Raw genomic sequence first — 17,337 nt, 5'->3', positions numbered from 1 at the left:
TGGGACGTCAGCCCTTGAGTTCGCGCAGGTAGGCGGCGAACTTCTCCAGGCCGTCGATGTTGCGGGGGCCGCTGATGCCCTCGTTGTAGTCGAGGACGAAGAAGTTGTTCTTCTTCACGGCCGGGAGTTCCCTGGTGTGCGGGGACTTCCTGAGGAAGTCGATCTTCCGCTCGGCCGGCAGGTCGCCGTAGTCGAGGATGATGACGACTTCGGGTTCGCTCTCGGCCACGGATTCCCAGTTGACCTGGGTCCAGCGCTCGTCGAGGCCGTCGAAGACGTTCCTGCCGCCCGCCGTCTTGATGATGTCGTTGGGCGGCACCTGGTTGCCCGCGGTGAACGGCTGGTCGGTGCCGGAGTCGTAGAGGAAGACGGGTACCGGATCACCGTCCGGGGCCTTCGCCTCGACATCCGCCACGCGCTTATTCAGCCCGTCGACGACTTCGGCGGCCTTTTTCTCGACCCGGAAGATCCTGCCCAGCCGTTCGAGGTCGGTGTAGAGAGCCTCGAAGGGGCTCATCTCCTCAGGAAAACCGGGGTAGTTGAAACAGCTTTCGGTATGCATGAAGCTCTGGATGCCGAGCTTGTCCAGGATTTCGGGCGTGATGCCCCGCTCGTCCTTGAAGCCGGAGTTCCAGCCGGCCACCACGAAGTCGGACTTGGCCTCGACCACGACCTCCTTGTTCAGGAGGTCGTCGCTGAGCATCTTCACCTTGGCGTACTCGGAAGCCCACGGGGACTCACTCACCGGCGGGTTCGCGGGCGGCATCACATATCCGTGCACGTGCTCGGTCAGACCGAGGGCGAACAGCTTGTCCGCGCTGCCGCCTTCGTAGGCGACGGCCCGCTCGGGCACCGTGTACTCCACCGGTTCACCGCACCGCTTGACGGTGACGGTGCCGGAATCCTTGGCGTCCGATTCGACCTCGGCACCGCATCCGCCGAGCGCCAGGGCCGCCGCCAGGGCGGAACAGAGAGCGACAGGCCGGCGGACCGCCGTGAGGTATCGGGTTGTACGCATGCGTGAGCAGCCTTTCATCGGGTCGAGTCGAGCGAGTACAGGAGCTGGGGATCACCGGTCAGCGGGTGCGGGACGACGCTGGCCTTGACGCCGAAGACGCCGGCAACCAGATCCGGCGTCAGCACGTCCGCGGGCGCACCGGAGGCGACCAGGCGGCCTTGGGAGAGCACACCGAGCCGGTCACAGGCCGCAGCGGCCAGGTTGAGGTCGTGCAGGACGACCAGGACGGTGAGCCCGGAGGCCCGCAGCAGGGAGAGCAGGTCGACCTGATGGCGGACGTCCAGGTGGTTGGTCGGCTCGTCCAGGACGAGGATCTCCGGTTCCTGCACGAGCGCGCGGGCCAGCAGGACGCGCCGGCGCTCGCCGCCCGACAGCGTCAGGACGCCCCGGTGCGCGAGGTGTCGGATGTCGAGCCGGTCCATCGCCCACTCGCACAGCGAGCGTTCCCGGCCACTGAGCGCCTGGTTGCCGCGCAGATGGGGGGCGCGTCCGAGCGCGACGACCTCCTCGACCGTGAAGTCGAAGTCGACGCCGCCGTCCTGGGTCATGGCCGCGATGGTCCGTGCGCTGTGGCGCATGGGGAGCCGAGTCAGGTCCTGCTCCCCCACCCAGACGGTTCCGGAGCTGGGACGCAGCGCCCGGTACACGCACCGCAGCGCGGTGGACTTGCCGCTTCCGTTGGGCCCCACGAGCCCCACGACCTGGCCGTCCGGCACCGTGAGGGACAGCCCGCGCACGAGACTCTTCCCGTCCGTCACCACGGAGAGTTCATCCAGTTTCAGGTCCACGTCAGCGCCCTCCGAAGGTGTAGCCCCTGCGTCGCATCAGGACGATGAAGACGGGCACCCCCACGAGCGCGGTGATGACCCCGAGCGGCAGCTCACGCGGGGCCACCAGGGTCCGCGCCGCCAGATCGACCCACACCATGAAGATCGCTCCGGCCAGGGGGGCCACGGCGAGCACGCGGGCGTGCGTGGCCCCGACGACCATGCGCACCACGTGCGGCATGACGAGTCCGACGAAGGCGATGGCGCCGCTGACGGCGACCATGACGCCCGTGACGAGTGAGACGAGCACCAGCAGCACCCTGCGATGCCGGTCGGGGTCGAAGCCGAGGCTCGCGGCGGTCTCGTCGCCGAGGGAGAGAACGTCCAGGGTCCGCCCGTACCGGTACAGGACCGCGAGTCCGGCCGACACGACGAAGGCGACGACGGGCAGGGCGCCCCAGGTCGCGGCCCCGAAGCTGCCCATGGTCCAGTACAGGACCATGCTCGTCGCCTCGGCGTCCGGCGCGAAGTAGATGATCAGGCTCATGACAGCCTGGAACCCCAGTGACATCGCCACGCCCGTCAGCACGAGGCGCAGCGGGGACAGCGCGCCCTGGCTGGAGGAGGCGGCGTACACCAGGAGTGAGGCGACCAGCGCGCCGACGAAGGCGCCGGCGGAGACGGCGTGGATGCCGAGCACCGCGAGCCCTCCGGTGACCGTGACCGCCACGGCACCTACGGACGCGCCCGAGGAGACCCCGAGGACGAAGGGGTCGGCCAAGGCGTTGCGCACCATGGCCTGGATCGCCACACCGACCGCGCTCAGCCCGGCTCCCACGAGTGCCGCGAGCAGCACGCGCGGCGTCCGGATCTGCCAGATGATCTGATACGTCGTCACCTCGCCGGAACCGATGCGCCCCCCGCTGAGCGCCGCCCACAGGTGGCGCGCGGTCTCGTCCGGGGTGACGACCGCGGGTCCCAGGCCGATGGCGACGGTGACGGACACGAGCAGGACGGCGGTCAGCACCGCGCAGCCGAGCAGCAGCGCTCCGCGGGACGCGAGTCGGGCCGGGGCGGCCCCTGCGGGTCGGGAGGCCGACGCCTCGGCCGGGTCGACGGCGTCCGCGCCCGTGCCCGGCGGGGCCACAGGGCCCGCAGCCGGAGATGTGTGCGGTGGCTTCACTTCTACCTCTCGCCCATGCAGACAGGACCGCGACACCCTGATCGGGGACGGCCGACAGCACTCTAATGGAAATGATTATCAATGCGATAGCCTGTCGTCCGCGCCGCGCTGCCCACCGTGCGCCACGGCCTGTCCCGTCGCTCAACCGCTCGACGGAGTAGGGGTGTTGCAGCCGGATCGCGTCCAGTCCGTAGCCGACAACGGGACAGGAAGACTCCCTCGTGCCCATTCCTTCCGCCACTTCCACCGCAGCCCAGTCCCCTGCCGACAAGCAGCGCACCATCCTGCTCGACCTCGCCTTCCTCCGCCTCTGGACGGGCGCCACGGCCTCCGGCCTGGCCACCTGGGCCCTGCCCTTCGTGCTCGGCCTCGCCGTCTTCGACCGGACCCTGGCCGCCACCGACCTGGGGCTGCTGCTCGCCGCGCGCACCGTCGGGTTCCTCGCCGCCGTGCCCGTGGCCGGAGTCCTGGCCGACCGGTACTCACGTCGGGGCGTGGTGCTGTGGGCGGGACTCGCCGCCGGTACATCGGCTCCTGTGATAGCCACCGGCCTGGACCGCTCGGTGCTGTTGATGGCGGCGGCCGCCGCGGTCGCGGGAGCAGGCCAGGGCGCCTGCCGCCCCGCGTACCAGGCACTGACCGCCGAGGTGGTCGACGAAGGCCGCAGGCAACAGGCCAACGCCGCCATGACCCTGGCCGTACGGGTCACCACGCTCGTGGGCCCGTCCCTGGCCGCCCTGCTCGCCGTCTTCCTGGACACCCGGGCGCTGCTGATCGGCATCGGACTGCTCTGGCTCGCCGCCGCGTTCGTCCCCGGTCCCGGCAAGCGGCCCCCGGCCGCGCAGGACGCGCCGGGTGCCTCGGCCGGACCGGCCAGGACATCGCTCCTCACCGAGTTCGCCGAGGGCGTCCGCGAGGCGCGCCGGCACCCGTGGTTCGTCGCCGGCCTGGGCGCGTTGACCGCCGTCATAGCCACCGGCTACTCCGCGACGGGTGTGGCGCTGCCCCTGGTCAGCCGGGACGAGTACGGCACCGAGGTCGTCCTCGCGGGTGCGATGACCGCCTACACCGCCGGAGCCCTGGGCGGCGCCCTGGTCATCGCCCGCTGGCGCCCCCGCTCCCCCGGCCGGGCCGCACTCGCCGGGCTCGCCGCCTACGGATTCGCCCCGCTCAGCCTCGTCTTCCCCGTCCACCCGGTCGTCGTCATGGCCGCCTATGCCGTCGCGGGCGTCGGCATCGAGCTGTTCAACGTGCCCTGGTTCACCGCCGCTCAGCGGGAAGTCGCCCCCGACAAGCTGGCCCGGGTCTCATCGCTTGACTTCCTGCTCTCCTACGGCCTCGCGCCGGTCGGTCTCGCCGTCATCGCCCCCGCCATCGACGCCTTCGGCGCCACACCGGTCCTCGCCGGCTGCGCGATCGTGTGCTTCGCCGCCCCGGCCGCAGCCGCCCTCGTCCCCAGCACCCGGACCTTCTCCCACCGTCCCACGTGCGACGACACCCCCTGACAACCACGACGACCGCCCCCTGCTGAGGCAGCCTGAAGCCATGCACACACCCGATCGGCCCCACGGTCCGCACTCCACCTCCGGTCCGGGCATCACCCCCGGACGCGTCCCGCACAGGAACACCGGCACGGCCCGCGAACTGCTCGCCCGGGACGGGGCGGTGATCCTCACCGGCCACGAGAACACGCCCGACGCCCTGGTGGTCGCCGCCGCCCAGGTCATCGGCGACCGACTCCGCGAGCTGTACCCGCAGCGGGTCCGCACCTCACACCCGGGCAACACCGTCCACCTGCACGCCGACAGCTTCGACATCGTCGTCGACATCGGCGGAGTCCCCCACCGCAGGCGCCACCCGGACGAGGACCACGTCCTCGTCCAGTGCGCGCGGCCGGCACCCGAGGGCGGCGACTCCTTCGCGCTGGACGCCTACGCGTTCGTCGACGGCCTCGCCACCACCGACCCCGCGCTGCACGCCTTCCTCATCAGCACCGACGTCGACCTGTACGGAGCCTGGGCGGACCTGCGCGGGCTGCCGGCCACCCCCAGGATCGGACGACACGTCGAGTTCACCCGTACCGGACGTCGCGTCGTACGCCGCACGGACGGAGCGGTGCCGATCCACCGCGACCCCGACAGCGAACACATCCGCGTCCAGCTCGCCCGCCTGACCGAAGCCGTGCACGACATCGAACCGTCCCTCCCCCGCTTCCGGCTCGACGAGGGCGACATCCTGGTCCTCGACAACTACCGTTGCTGGCACGGCCGCGACGGACACACCGGTGAACGCACCGTCCGCATCCTCACCGCGCGCAGCTCCGACGCGGGCTGAGCAGCCGATGCCAGACCGACGGCGAGCCCGATCAGGAGGAGGTCGCCATTCCTCGCCAGAACGGCCAACTGTTCGAGTGACGAACTCCCGATCGTCGGCGCCGCGCATGAGGGCGAGCCGGCCCGCGTACGTCAACGGCGCCGGCAGACCGCTCTCTCCAGCCGCCGGAACTCCGGGAGCCGAACGGTCCAGAACGAATTCGCCCCCACAGGCGCAGCCTCGTGATCGTGGCCTCACGGCGAGGCCGGCGACACACTGGGCACAGCCCGAGCTGATGACACCGTCCTCCGCGGGGAGGTTCCTGAAGAGCCTCTGCACACGGCGGTGTTCCATCGGTTCCGTGTAGTAGCCGCTCGGGCCGCGCAGGAGATGGCCATCCTGCGTGGTGCCGTGCTTCTCCTCTCAGCGGGCTTCGCCGAGCCGGGACGCACGCAGGAGATCGAGGTGGCCGGCGCCGTGGGTTCCCGGGGCCGCTGTGTAGGTGACGATGCGCAGGTCGACTCCCGGCACGGTCAGCACGTCGCAGTCCAGGGTGACGTCGCCGAGTTCGGGATGGCTGATCGTCTTCAGGTCTCCGGTCAGCTGCTCCATGCCCGCCACGGCCCACAGTGCAGCGAAGAACGGCGAGGTCGTGCGCAACTCGTCCACGAGCGCGGCCAGTTCCGGGTCGGCCGGGTAGCGGGCGACCGCCTCGCGCAGGTCCGCGACGATCGCCGTCTCGAACGCGTCCTCGCCGGCCGCCGACGAGACGGGGCGGAGGTGGCGGCTGCCCTCTCCCGTGCCGAAGAGCGCGCGGGCGAGGTTGCGTTCGGCGGGCGGCAGGGCGGACGGGTCGCCGTGCAGGGCCGTCCACATGTCGTTCCACCACAGCAGGCTCCAGTCCGCGGCGAACACTCCGATCGGGAGGTCACCGAGGCGGGCGACGAGTCGGCGGATGCTCGGCGGCACGTGCGTGCCGACGGTGCGGTCGCGCGGGGCGAGCAGGCCGGCGGCGCGGAAGAGCTGGTCGCGTTCGGCCGGGGTGAGCCGCAGCGCGCGGGCGACGGCCGACACCACCTGCGCGCTGGGGTGGGTGGCCCGGCCCTGCTCCAGGCGCAGCACGTACTCGACGGAGAGACCGGCGAGCTCGGCGAGTTCTTCGCGGCGCAGGCCGGGGGCGCGCCGGCGGGCCGACCGGGCGTAGCCGGCGTCGGCCGGGTCGAGGCGGTCGCGCCAGCCGCGCAGCAAGGCACCGAAGCTCAGGTCGCTCACTCCTTCATGGTGCCATCGGGCGTTTCCCGCACCACGGTCACCATCCTGGTGAGTGCGGCGCGCATGTAGCGGGTCCAGAGCGGCTTGAACGGCCCCGCGACGATCCAGCGGCGGCCCGGCAGCGGCCGGAAGTCGTACGTCCACCGGATCGACGTGCCGGTGCCGTCGGGGAGGAACGACCACTCGCCGCGCACCCCGGAGACCAGCTTGGCCAGCACATTGGTGAAGCCGCTCAGCTCATAGGCGAATCCGTGCCCCTCCGCGATCTCGGTGAGCCGCTCGTCGGCCTTGGAGCCGTCGGTGAACCAGGTCTGGCGCGACGTCCCCGGCCGGTTCCAGGGGCCGGTCTGCTCGCGTACCTCCGCGACGCCGGGGAACGGTCCCCATGGCTTGAACACCTGGGCGAGGTCGATCGGCACGATGACTCGGTAGGTGTGTGCGGGGCTGGACGTCGTACGGGCGAAGACGGTGATCGGAACACTCGTGTTGGTCATGGCACGAGCATCGCGGCCGGCGCCTGCCCGAGGCAGACAGCTGTCAGTACACACCCTCGCGGTCCCGGGGCCGCGCGGCCCCGGGGCTCGCTTCCGACAGGTGGTTCACGCCTGGGCGGTGGGGCGGACGACGATGTCTCCCACGTCGACGCTCTCGGGCTGCTCGATGGCGAACGCGATGGCGCGGGCCACCGCGTCCGGCGGCAGTCCCATCCGGTCCATCTGCTCGACGATCCGCTCCCGCAGCGCCGGGAGCATGGAGTCGGCGAAGTCCGTGCGGACGAATCCCGGGGAGACGACGGTGACCCGCAGGCTGTCCCCGGCCTCCTGCCGCAGTCCCTCGGAGACGGCGCGGACGGCGTTCTTCGTGGCGGCGTACACCGACATCGTGGGGCTGATGCTCAGCCCGGCGACGGACGCCGTGTGGACGAAGTGCCCGGACCCCTGCTCGCGGAAGACGGGCAGCGCGGCCGCGATCCCGTACAGCACGCCCTTGAGATTGACGTCGATCATCTCCTCCCAGTCCTCGACGCGGAGTTCGTCCAGGGGAGAGATCAGGCCGACGCCCGCGTTGCTGACCAGGACGTCGAGCCTTCCGAAGCGTTCGCGCGCCACGCGGACGAGGCCGGCGAGATCCGCGCGACGCGTCACGTCCGTGCGGGCCCAGACCGCCTGGCCGCCGGCCCGCTCGATACGGGCGGCCAGCGCCTGAAGCCGCTCCGCACGGCGTGCTCCCAGTACGAGTCTGGCGCCTCGCTCGGCGAGCAGGAGCGCGGTCGCCTCACCGATGCCGCCGCCCGCGCCCGTGACGGCCACGACCTTGCCTGCGATTTCGGACATGCTGATGAGTCCCTTCGGACGGTGCTGTGAGAAGACGCGTGAGGGCCGCGACGCGCGTGCCCTAGAATTGAAATGGAGACGCCTCCACTTAGAACAACCGTAAGTGGCGATGCCTCCACTTGGCAACCGTGACCATGAAAGGGCCCCCGATGCCCCGCGACCCACACCGTCCGCTGCGGGCCGACGCCCAGCGCAACCGGGACAGGATCCTGGCCGCCGCGGTGCGCGTCTTCAGCGAAGAGGGACTGGACGCCCACTTCGAACGCATCGCCAAGGAAGCGGGAGTCGGCAGCGGCACCCTCTACCGCAACTTCCCCACACGCGAGGCCCTCGTCGAGGCGGCCTACCGCAATGAACTGGCCCGGCTGTGCGACGCGGTTCCCGGCCTGCTCGCCGCCATGCCGCCCTACGAGGCCCTGCGCGCGTGGACGCGGCACTTCATGGACTACGTCACGGCCAAGTTCGGCATGGCCGACGCCCTGCAAGCCGTCGTCGCCTCGGGCACCGACCCGTACAACGAGAGCCGGAAGATGATCCAGGCGGCCCTCGCCTCCCTCATGGAGGCCGGCACCACGGCCGGTGAGATCCGCTCCGACATCAGCCCGGCCGACATGTTCGCCGCCCTCACCGGCATCGCCCTCACCTCGGCCAAGCCCGACCAGCGCGATCAGGCCGAGCGCCTCATCGACCTCACTCTGGACGGACTGCGCCCCGTACGACCAGGGCCCGGCGCGCGCTGACCGCCGGATGGCGCCCGGGCGGGCAGACGACGGACGCCCCGCCGACCCGACGCGTCCGTGCGTCCGTGCGTCCCACACCTACGTGGCGTCCTCGCCCCGGTCCGCCGGAGCGGTCCGGCGGACCGGGGCGCCGGCACCGTGCCGGGCCGGCCGTCAGTGGCCGGCGGTGACGCCGGAGAGTTCGTTCGTGCTCTTCGGCAGGGTCACCGACGCCAGTTTCTCCCCGGTCTCGATGTCGACGGCGTGGAGCCTCCGCTCGCCCGGTTCGGAGACGTACGCGGTGTGGTCGCGGACGAAGAGGGTGGGCCGGGGCTGCTGCCAGTCGAGGGGTTCCTGCCACGCGCCGACGACGGGGATCCTCTTCTCCACCTCGCCGGTCTCGGGGTCGATGACGTGGAGGGTGCCGTTCGTGCCGAGGACGAGCGCCTCGCCGTGCGGTCCGCGTCCCAGTGAGCGGAAGGAGTAGCTGGTGCCGAGGTCGACCAGGCGCAGCTTCGCGGTCCGCGTGTCGACGAGGGAGACGCGGGTCGGCCGTTCCAGCTCGGCGTCCGGGTCGGTCTTGTAGTCGCCCAGGAGGACCGGTGACGCGTCGCTGCCCGCCTGGTTGCCGATGCGGCCGTAGTCGTCGGGGGCGTCGACCTTGGTGAACTCACCGTCCTTGTAGATCAGGACGCCGTCCTCGCAGCCGACGGCGACGGCCTCACCCTGAGCCGCGGCCTCGCCGTGGACACCGGGGCAGTCCTCGTTGCGTGCGATCTCCTTGTCGTTCTTGTCGAGGACGAGGGCCCCGGTGCGCTTCTCCTCGGTGCCGAGGGTGGTGAGGAGTTCGCCGTTGCTCAGTTCGACGGCGACACCGTGGTGCGCCTCGGCAGAGGTGTAGGTGCGTCCTTGCGGCTTCCTGCCACTGCTCAGGTCGGCGGGGTCGAAGACGTTGACCTCTCCGGTGCCGTCGGTGAAGAGCACCGTCCGGCCGGCGTGCCGTACGACGTGTCCGGGCTTGGCTCCCTCGTAGGTGATGCCGGTGAGGGTCTGCGCGGTGGCGTCGAGGACGCGGAAGCCCGTGTCGGTGGAGACGATGACGTGGTCGTCGTCTCCGGCGGGATTGACCCGGTTGAAGCCGGGCAGCTCGATGGTGCTGGTGAGTTCGAGGCTGTCGCCGTCCAGGATGTAGAGGCCCCCGTCGAAGGTGGCGACCAGCGGGTCCCTGACGTCGCCGGCGGGTGTGGTGCGGGGCGTCGCCTTCGCCGCCTTCGCGTCGGACGGGGCGCCGTCCCCTCCCCCGCAGGCGGTGAGGACCGCGGACACCGCGAGGGCGAGGGCCGTGCCGGAGACGGCTCTGTTGCGTATCGGCGTGTTCACTGTGTGTGCTTCCTTACAGCCGCGCGGACACGGCTTCGGTGTGATGAGTGGTGGGTGGTAACTGGTGACTGGTCATGGGTGAGTGGCGGGTGGCGCCGGGCGGTCACCGTGCCGGGCGGTCACCCTGCCGGGCGCACGGTGACGCGGGGTCAGCCGGTGATGCCGGCGTCGGTCAGACCGTCGGTCATGGCCTCGGTGTTGGCGCGCATCATCCGCAGGTAGGTGTCGGCGCCTTCGCCCTTCCCGGTCAGCGACTCGGAGTGGAGCTCGACGACGCGTACCTCGCCGCCGAGTTCCGTGCGCAGGACCTCGGCCAGGCGGGTGGGCCGGGAGGAGTCGGCAAAGACGGTGCGCACGCCCGCCTCGCGCATGGCCTCGGTGAGCGAGCGCAGGTCGGAGGAGCTGGGTGAGGCCAGGGTGGTGCCGCTGGGGATGACCGCGCCGATCACCCGGAAGCCGAAGCGGTCGGCGAGGTAGCCGAAGACGTGGTGGTTGGTGACCAGGGCGCGCCGGTTCTCGGGTATGCGGTCGAAGGACTTCTCCATCCAGGTGGTGAGGCGCGCGAGTTGGGCGTCGTAGCGTTCGGCGTTGTCCCGGACCGCCTCCTCGTCGACGCCGTCCACGTGCTCGATCACCTGGCCGGCGATCAGGCCGGCGGCCCTGCGTACGCGGTCGGGGTCGGTCCAGAAGTGCGGGTCGGGCTGTCCGGCCTCCTCCTCGGGGCCTCCGTCGGCCTGCTTCCGGAAGGTGAGCGGGTCCACCGCCCCGCCGGCCTCGAAGGTGGCGACGCCGGACTCGCGGGCGGCCTCCACGTGCCGCAGTACGTTCTCCTCCAGGCCCAGGCCGTTGAAGACGACCAGGTCGGCGTGTTCCAGTTCGGCGGCCTGCACGGCCGACAGGCCGAAGGAGTGCGGGTCGGCGCCGGGCTCCATCAGTACGGTGACGTCGGCCTGGTCGCCGACGACCTCGCGGGTCACATCGCCGAGGATGTTGGTGGTCACCACGACCCGGGGCCGGTCGTCGCCGCTCGCGCAGGCGGTGGCCGTACTCGCGCAGGCGAAGGTGATCAGGGCCGCCAGGAGGCGGCGCAGCCGCAGAACGGTTCGTTTCGGTGTCGTCATCGTCCGGTCTCCACCATCAGCGCCGGCTTCATGTCCAGGTCGAAGGTGCGGGCGACGCGCAGGCCGTCGTTGTAGTCGATCTCGTGCACGCGGCTGCCTTCCGGGTCGTTGAGGTAGGCGCGGCTGCGGTCGACCTCGATGACGGGTCCGCGTCCGCCGGTGCCCGCCCGCGGGTCTCCGGTGAGGAGCCGCCCGGTCCGGGCGACCGGCTCGCCGGTGGCGGTGTCGTAGCCGTGCAGTGCCCCGTCGGTCTCCAGGACGAGCAGCGGGGAGCCCTCTCCGGCGGTGTTGGCGGCGACGACCGGGCCGGTCTCCACGCGGGTCCATGTGCGTTCGGTGACGTCCAGCACCCACACGGCCCGGTCCCCGGCCGGTGCGGTGAGGGTGTCGCTGCCCGCGCGGTGACGGAAGGACGACGCCCGTTCCCCCGCGGGCAGGCCGCGGTCGTACGGGATCCTCTCGGCCGTGAAGTGCCCGTCGTCCTCGCGGACCAGCAGGGCGCCGTCGGCGCAGCCGAAGACGACGCCGCGCCGGGTGACGGCGTCGCCCGCCGGGTCCTCGCAGGTGGCGTCCGGGGACGTCACGCGTCCGCCCGCACGGTCGTACACCGCGACCTTCGGTGTGCCGTTCCTCCCGTCGCGGGTGAGGGTCAGCAGGTGTTCCGCGTACGGCACCACCGGCCCGGCGTGGGTTCCGGGGAGCGTGCGGGGGGTGCCGACGCGGCCCTTCTCCAGGCCGGCCCGGCGGTACACCGTGGCCCGGCCGTCCTCACCGGTCACCGCGGTCACGGCCGCGTCGCCCCGCACCCGCGCGCCCGGGCCCGCCGGGAACCTGCCGGCGTCGCGTATCGCGGCGCGGTAGTAGTGCACGTGGTCGCCGTGGTCCACCGTCCAGGCGCCGGTGTCGAGGACGCGGGTGCCGTCTTCGGCGTGCAGGTAGCCGAACCGGCCGTCCGTGGTGAGGTCCGTGGCGCCCGTCGTCCGGGACGTCTCGTACGTCCTGCCGGTGATCAGGTCCAGTGTCCGGGTGTCTCCGGTCACCGGGTCGTTGAGCACCAGCCGTGACTGCTGCTCGGCCGCCTCCTGTGCCCCTTCGACGTATCCGTGCGGGGTGGCGGAGGCCGTGGAACTCCCCTTCCGGGAGGACGTGTCGTCGTCCTGCCCCGCGCAGCCCGCGGTGAGCAGCGCGAGGGCCGCGAGTGCGGCCGGCACCCCGGCAGTGACGTTTTTTCGGACGGACAAGGACATCGCCTCTCAGGTCTTTCTCAGTCGGTCGCCGGCGGACGGATGCCGGCCGGGCGCTTGCGGCGGTGGCGGATGCCGGACGCCAGGTGGGAGAGGAAGAACAGGGTCACGGCCAGGGCGGAGACGGTCGCGCCGGCGGCGGTGCCCAGGTGCCAGGACAGCAGCAGGCCGAAGAAGGTGGCGGCCGTGCCGAGCAGTGCCGCGAGGACCATCACAGCCCGCACACCGCGCGCCCAGGGCAGCGCGGCCGCCGGCGGGGCGATGAGCAGGCCCAGCACCAGCAGCGTCCCCACGATGTGGAAGGAGGCGACGATGGCCAGCGCCAGCAGGCCGAGCAGCACCGCGTGGGCCAGGCGCGGACGCAGCCCGAGGGTGCGCGCCTTGCGCGGGTCGAACGCCAGGGCCAGGAAGGCGCGGTGGCCGAGGACCGAGACGGTCAGGGCCAGCACGAGGGCCGTGCCCAGCAGCGCCAGGTCCTGTTCGCGCACGGCGAGGACGTCGCCGAAGAGGAAGCCGGTCAGGTCCACGGCGAAGGACTGCGACCGCGACACGATGATGACGCCGAGCGACAGCATCCCCACGAACAACAGCCCGATACCGGTGTCCTGGGACAGCTTCGGGGTGCGGCCGAGGACGGTGACACCGGCGGTCATGACCGCCGCGCTCAGCAGCGCCCCCACCATCGGGTTGCCGCCCAGCAGGGCGGCGAGTGCCACTCCGGGCAGCAGTCCGTGCGACATGGCGTCACCGAGGAAGGCCATGCCTCTCAGCACCACCCAGGTGCCCGCCAGGGCGCAGATCGCCGACACCAGAATCCCGCCCCACAAGGCGCGTTGAACGAAGGTCGCCTCGAAAGGGGCTGTCAACCACTCCATGCGAGCACACTACAATGAAAATCATGTTCAAAAAATACTGCCCTTCCTCCCCCGCTCCCGAGGACACGGCGTTCCGCGTCCGCTTCACCGAGCTCTCCGCGGGCTACGCCGGCCATCCGGTGCTCCACCAACTCAGCGCGCACATACCGGCGTTGGCGGCCACAGCACTCGTCGGCCCGAACGGCAGCGGGAAGTCCACCCTGCTCGGCGTCCTGGCCGGAGTGATCCGGCCCACAGCGGGCGAGCTGCACCACACCGGCAGTCGGCAGCCGGCGTTCGTCCCCCAGCGCGGCGCGGTCGGTGACGCGCTGCCGTTGACGGTCCGGCAGACCGTGGAGATGGGACGCTGGGGCGAACGCGGCCCGTGGCGCCGCCTGACCCGGCGGGACCGCGCCACCGTGGACGCGGCCATGGAGCGCATGGGCGTCGCCGGCCTGGCCGCCCGTCAGCTCGGGGGCCTGTCCGGCGGACAGCGGCAGCGCGCCCTCATCGCCCAGGGGCTCGCCCAGGAGTCGGACCTGCTCCTGCTCGACGAACCGACCACCGGGCTCGACCCCGAGGCCAGGGAGCGCATCGCGGCGCTGCTGGCGGACCTGGTCGCCGACGGCGTGACCGTCGTCCACGCCACGCACGACCTGGACGCCGCCCGCGCGGCCGACGCCTGTCTCCTGCTGCGCGAGGGACGTCTGGCGGCACAGGGACATCCCGGCGAGGTCCTGACCCCTGCGGCGCTCACCCGGTTGTGGCGACTGGCCTGAGACGCCGGCGTCGGTGGCACGAGGGTCTTACGGCGCCGCCGTGCTCTTGGGTCCTCGGACGCCGCCGTACGATGCCCGCGGCGGATGGTCAGCGCGTCGACGAGGACGGCCCGCGCGCACCCGGCGAGGTCCAGCGGTTCGACGCCGAGGCGGTCCGCCGCTGCCCGCGCTTCCCGGCACGCACCATGACGGCCGGATCACCGCAAGCTCAGGGCGCGCTCGCTGCTCTTGGTAGCCGCGACCCGCGCCCGCGACGCGCTCCGCATCAGCTGGTACGACAGGCCGAGCTCGTACCTGCCGGTCTGAGCCGCATCACGGCCTCGCGGGCAGGTCGACGTTCGCCCGTGTCACATTCGGAACGCGGGCTGCTCACCCGTACGTCTCGACGAGGTGTTTGTAGCCCTCGGGCGGTGGCGTCACGAACCGTGTGCGTTCCGCCTTCCCCCTCACGGCACGTCGCGGCGTACGAGCGCCCTGGCGAAGGGCTCGCCCGTGCGGCGGGCGTACGTCATCCGCTCACGCACCTCCCGCAGCGTACGCGGACGGTATCCGGGCCCGCCGCAGCAGCTCTTGTGGAAACGGACGCCGGCGTGCAGGAGGACGGACAGCGTCCGCCAGGCCGCGGCGTCCCGGCGCGGGGGCGCCGCGAAGGCCGACCCCACGTGGATCAGCGGCTCCGCGCAGCGAGGGCAGGCCCGGTGCGGCCTGTCCCTGTCGTAGGGCTGCTTGTACGAGGCCCGACAGGGCAAACAGACGTAGGAGGTCTTCGCGTGGCCCATGCGGCAAGGGTAGGCGGCACCTGCGCGAAGCTCGACGCGTTTTTGGGAGCCCGGCTTCCTTATATTGATCTTCGGAGATCCCTCTCGGCGGGGGCCGTCGCACGGTGACCGTGCGGGACGGAGGCGCCGTACCGCACACTCTCCGGGTGATCGTGTTGCAACCCGTCCTCGAAGTCGCCGCTTCCCCCGGTTTCGCGCTCTGGCCCGTCGCCGGGATCGAGCCGTACGGCTTCCTGCCGCTCAGCGGCGCGCTCACGCCCGCCGAGGTCGGCACGGCGGTCATGAGCATCGCCGCACACAACGACGTCGTACCGGCGGCCGACGACTCCTCGCCGCGGCCCGCGGACCCGCTCGGCTCCTTCCTGCACGGGCTGCTCACCATGGACGACCTCTTCGTCTCCGGTGGCCTGCGGGTCACGGACACCGCCTCCGGCGTCACCTTGCTCCCGGGCTGCTGCAACGGCCTGGAGGAACGCGGCGACTGGCTCGACGTCCTCGACGGGACCGGCTGGGCTTCCTTCGGTCACGACCCGTCCCCGCTCGCCGAACGCCACCGCGACGCCGTCCGCCTGACCGTGGACGCCGACCGGGACGACAGTCCCGCGATCGAACTCGCCGCCGCCGACCTACGACGCCTGCTCACCGGAGCGGAACACGACCTGACCGAGTTCCTCGACCTGGCCGCCGCATGGACCGCTCGGCAACTCCCCTGCCACACCACCCCGGTGATTTCCGCCCTCGCCCGCGCCTTGCTCCTCCCGCTTCGCTGACCCACCGCGTGGATCACTCGGCGCGGGTGAGTTCGACGGCCCGCCGGTCGTGGTCGCGGCGGGTCGGCACGGCCAGGTCGACGATCCGTCGTCGCGCCGGTCACCTGGCGCCGGACGTCATCGCCACGAGTTCGCCCAGCACCTCGCGCTGGATATCGGTGAACGACCGCTCCTCGCCCTCGGCGACCCAAGTCCCGAAGGTCACGCCGAACACCGTCACCCCGGATTCCGCGGCCAGCCTGGCCGTCACGTCGGGGACTCCGCGGTTCCGGAGGGCGTCGGCGATGGTCGTGGCCATCCCCGCCATCTTCAACAACTCCCGTTCCTGCAATGCGGGGTTCTCGGAGATAATCCTCTGCCGTCGCCTGGAGTGGTCGCGCCGCTCCGCCGCGAAGAACGGCGCCGCCGCCCACAGGCCGGCCTCGACCATCTCGAGCGGTGACGCGTCCGGCGCCGCCGCGGCCACGCCCTCCACGAACGCCTGCTCCAGCAGTTCCTGGCCGCCGAACAGCACCTCACGCTTGTCGGCGAAGTGGCGGAAGAACGTCCGCTCCGTGACGCCGGCGGCCTGGGCGATGTCAGCCGCGGTCGTCCTGTCGTAGCCGCGGCTGATGTAGAGCTCCGTCGCCGCCGCCTGTAGCCGGTCCCGCGTCCCGGGCTCCCATCTCACCATGCCCCCACTTTAGTGATGACAGACGCTGACGTGACAGCTACAGTGATGCCAGTCTCTGACGTCAGTGACTGACATCGCCTGCCTGGTCGGCATCGACCGGGCTCGAACATCGGAAGAGAGCTTCACCATGCGTGTTTTCGTCACCGGAGCATCCGGATGGATCGGCTCGGCCGCGGTCGACGAGCTGCTCGCCAATGGCCACGAGGTGACCGGGCTCGCCCGCTCCGACGCCTCGGCCGCGTCCCTCGACGCGAAGGGCGTCCGGGTACGCCGCGGCGACCTCGACGACCTCGACGGCATCCGGGAGGGCGCCGCGGCCGCCGACGCCGTCCTCCACCTCGCCAACAAGCACGACTTCAACGACCCCGCCGCCTCCAACCGGGCCGAACGAGCCGCCGTGCGGACGATCGGCGACGCCCTCGCCGGATCGGGCCGTCCCTTCCTGCTGGCGTCCGGCATCGCCGGCCTGACGCAGGGCCGCCCGGTGACCGAGGAGGACCGGTCACCGTTCCACGGCCCGGACTCCCCCCGAGGCGGCAGCGAGAACCTCGCGCTGGAGTACGTCGAGCGCGGCGTGCACACGGTGAGCATGCGGTTCGCCCCGACCGTGCACGGCGACGGCGACCACGGCTTCATCGCGGTCCTCACCGCGATCGCCCGCGAGAAGGGCGTCGCGGGCTACGTCGGCGACGGCACCAACCGCTGGTCGGCGGTCCACCGCTCCGACGCCGCACGGCTCACCCGGCTGGCGCTGGAGAAGGCCCCGGCGGGGACGCTCGTGCACGCGGTGGACGAGGAAGGCATCACCGCGCGCCAGATCGCGGAGGCCATCGGACGAGGGATCGGCGTCCCCGTGGCCTCGGTCGAACCGCAGGACGCAGAGCGGCACTTCGGCTGGATCGGCCGCTTCTTCGCCGCCGACATGCCCGCGTCGAGCACGCGCACGCGGGAACTCCTCGGCTGGGTACCGAGCGGGCCCGGCCTCGTTCGGGACCTGGAGGCCGGGCACTACTTCCGCGCCTGACCGGGCACGGCCCGTACAGCCGCTCCGACAGCCCGGCCGCCGCGCCCCGGAGCAGGTTCCGGCGGGACCGCCCCGCCGCGCGGCACGGGCGTCGGTGGGGTCGGACG

The 17,337-nt window shown here is 71.8% G+C and carries 18 protein-coding genes; 6 read left to right on the top strand and 12 right to left on the bottom strand.

Annotation, left to right across the window (positions count from 1 at the left end; translation table 11 throughout):
• Positions 1–7 precede the first annotated feature (7 nt).
• Genes ACFOSY_RS12570 through ACFOSY_RS12560 form a run of 3 tightly spaced genes read right to left on the bottom strand, consistent with a single transcriptional unit; the run spans position 8 to position 2,932 of the window.
• A complete protein-coding gene (locus ACFOSY_RS12570; RefSeq protein WP_394306853.1) occupies positions 8–1,018 on the bottom strand; it encodes an ABC transporter substrate-binding protein in 1,011 nt (336 codons plus the stop codon).
• A gap of 14 nt (positions 1,019–1,032) precedes the next feature.
• A complete protein-coding gene (locus tag ACFOSY_RS12565; RefSeq protein WP_394306852.1) occupies positions 1,033–1,806 on the bottom strand; it encodes an ABC transporter ATP-binding protein in 774 nt (257 codons plus the stop codon).
• 1 nt (position 1,807) lies between these two features.
• On the bottom strand, positions 1,808–2,932 hold the full coding sequence (locus tag ACFOSY_RS12560; protein WP_394306851.1) for a FecCD family ABC transporter permease: 1,125 nt from the start codon (positions 2,930–2,932) through the stop codon (positions 1,808–1,810).
• A 263-nt stretch (positions 2,933–3,195) separates the two neighbouring features.
• Here ACFOSY_RS12560 and ACFOSY_RS12555 point away from each other — a divergent pair, with 263 nt between their 5' ends.
• Positions 3,196–4,473 carry an MFS transporter gene (locus ACFOSY_RS12555; RefSeq protein ID WP_394307354.1) on the top strand — a complete coding sequence of 426 codons (1,278 nt, stop codon included), beginning with the start codon at positions 3,196–3,198 and terminating at the stop codon, positions 4,471–4,473.
• A gap of 40 nt (positions 4,474–4,513) precedes the next feature.
• Positions 4,514–5,302 (top strand): TauD/TfdA family dioxygenase, encoded by a 789-nt coding sequence (locus tag ACFOSY_RS12550; RefSeq protein ID WP_394306850.1) that lies wholly within the window; start codon positions 4,514–4,516, stop codon positions 5,300–5,302.
• A gap of 402 nt (positions 5,303–5,704) precedes the next feature.
• On the opposite strand, the gene ACFOSY_RS12545 is transcribed toward ACFOSY_RS12550, so the two are convergent.
• The 3 genes from ACFOSY_RS12545 to ACFOSY_RS12535 form a co-directional block, all read right to left on the bottom strand.
• The gene (locus tag ACFOSY_RS12545) at positions 5,705–6,553 is read right to left on the bottom strand and encodes a helix-turn-helix domain-containing protein (protein WP_394306849.1); all 849 of its coding nucleotides are present in this window, start codon (positions 6,551–6,553) and stop codon (positions 5,705–5,707) included.
• Positions 6,550–7,047 (bottom strand): SRPBCC family protein, encoded by a 498-nt coding sequence (locus ACFOSY_RS12540; protein ID WP_394306848.1) that lies wholly within the window; start codon positions 7,045–7,047, stop codon positions 6,550–6,552. The genes ACFOSY_RS12545 and ACFOSY_RS12540 overlap by 4 nt, the downstream gene beginning before the upstream one ends.
• 105 nt (positions 7,048–7,152) lie before the next feature.
• Positions 7,153–7,887 carry an SDR family oxidoreductase gene (locus ACFOSY_RS12535; RefSeq protein WP_394306847.1) on the bottom strand — a complete coding sequence of 245 codons (735 nt, stop codon included), beginning with the start codon at positions 7,885–7,887 and terminating at the stop codon, positions 7,153–7,155.
• Between the two features lie 149 nt (positions 7,888–8,036).
• Between ACFOSY_RS12535 and ACFOSY_RS12530 the strand changes: the two genes are divergently transcribed.
• Positions 8,037–8,627 carry a TetR/AcrR family transcriptional regulator gene (locus tag ACFOSY_RS12530; protein ID WP_394306846.1) on the top strand — a complete coding sequence of 197 codons (591 nt, stop codon included), beginning with the start codon at positions 8,037–8,039 and terminating at the stop codon, positions 8,625–8,627.
• Between the two features lie 153 nt (positions 8,628–8,780).
• Here the strand turns inward: ACFOSY_RS12530 and aztD are convergent, their stop codons facing one another.
• From aztD to aztB, 4 genes are all read right to left on the bottom strand, one after another.
• Positions 8,781–9,986: a zinc metallochaperone AztD gene (gene aztD / locus ACFOSY_RS12525; RefSeq protein WP_394306845.1), complete on the bottom strand. Its 1,206-nt coding sequence runs from the start codon at positions 9,984–9,986 to the stop codon at positions 8,781–8,783.
• A 149-nt stretch (positions 9,987–10,135) separates the two neighbouring features.
• A complete protein-coding gene (gene aztC, locus ACFOSY_RS12520) occupies positions 10,136–11,107 on the bottom strand; it encodes a zinc ABC transporter substrate-binding protein AztC (RefSeq protein WP_394306844.1) in 972 nt (323 codons plus the stop codon).
• Positions 11,104–12,354, bottom strand: a complete 1,251-nt coding sequence (locus ACFOSY_RS12515; protein ID WP_394306843.1) for a hypothetical protein — start codon at positions 12,352–12,354, stop codon at positions 11,104–11,106. Before ACFOSY_RS12515 ends, aztC begins: the two co-directional genes overlap by 4 nt.
• 17 nt (positions 12,355–12,371) lie before the next feature.
• Entirely contained in the window at positions 12,372–13,226 is an 855-nt protein-coding gene (gene aztB / locus ACFOSY_RS12510) for a zinc ABC transporter permease AztB (protein ID WP_394306842.1), read from the bottom strand.
• A 14-nt stretch (positions 13,227–13,240) separates the two neighbouring features.
• Here aztB and aztA point away from each other — a divergent pair, with 14 nt between their 5' ends.
• A complete protein-coding gene (gene aztA / locus ACFOSY_RS12505; protein ID WP_394306841.1) occupies positions 13,241–13,984 on the top strand; it encodes a zinc ABC transporter ATP-binding protein AztA in 744 nt (247 codons plus the stop codon).
• Positions 13,985–14,430: 446 nt separating this feature from the next.
• On the opposite strand, the gene ACFOSY_RS12500 is transcribed toward aztA, so the two are convergent.
• Positions 14,431–14,763 carry a deoxyxylulose-5-phosphate synthase gene (locus tag ACFOSY_RS12500; protein ID WP_394306840.1) on the bottom strand — a complete coding sequence of 111 codons (333 nt, stop codon included), beginning with the start codon at positions 14,761–14,763 and terminating at the stop codon, positions 14,431–14,433.
• A gap of 146 nt (positions 14,764–14,909) precedes the next feature.
• On the opposite strand from ACFOSY_RS12500, the gene ACFOSY_RS12495 reads away from it, so the two are divergent.
• Positions 14,910–15,533, top strand: a complete 624-nt coding sequence (locus tag ACFOSY_RS12495) for a hypothetical protein (RefSeq protein ID WP_394306839.1) — start codon at positions 14,910–14,912, stop codon at positions 15,531–15,533.
• A gap of 100 nt (positions 15,534–15,633) precedes the next feature.
• Here the strand turns inward: ACFOSY_RS12495 and ACFOSY_RS12490 are convergent, their stop codons facing one another.
• Positions 15,634–16,206, bottom strand: coding sequence for a TetR/AcrR family transcriptional regulator (locus tag ACFOSY_RS12490; RefSeq protein ID WP_394306838.1), 573 nt, complete (start codon positions 16,204–16,206; stop codon positions 15,634–15,636).
• 127 nt (positions 16,207–16,333) lie between these two features.
• Here ACFOSY_RS12490 and ACFOSY_RS12485 point away from each other — a divergent pair, with 127 nt between their 5' ends.
• Positions 16,334–17,230, top strand: coding sequence for an SDR family oxidoreductase (locus ACFOSY_RS12485; RefSeq protein ID WP_394306837.1), 897 nt, complete (start codon positions 16,334–16,336; stop codon positions 17,228–17,230).
• The last annotated feature ends 107 nt before the right edge of the window (positions 17,231–17,337 follow it).

Origin of the sequence: Streptomyces lusitanus, assembly GCF_042647945.1 — a bacterium.
Lineage (GTDB): Bacteria > Actinomycetota > Actinomycetes > Streptomycetales > Streptomycetaceae > Streptomyces > Streptomyces pseudogriseolus.
This window is presented reverse-complemented; position numbering and strand designations above follow the sequence as displayed.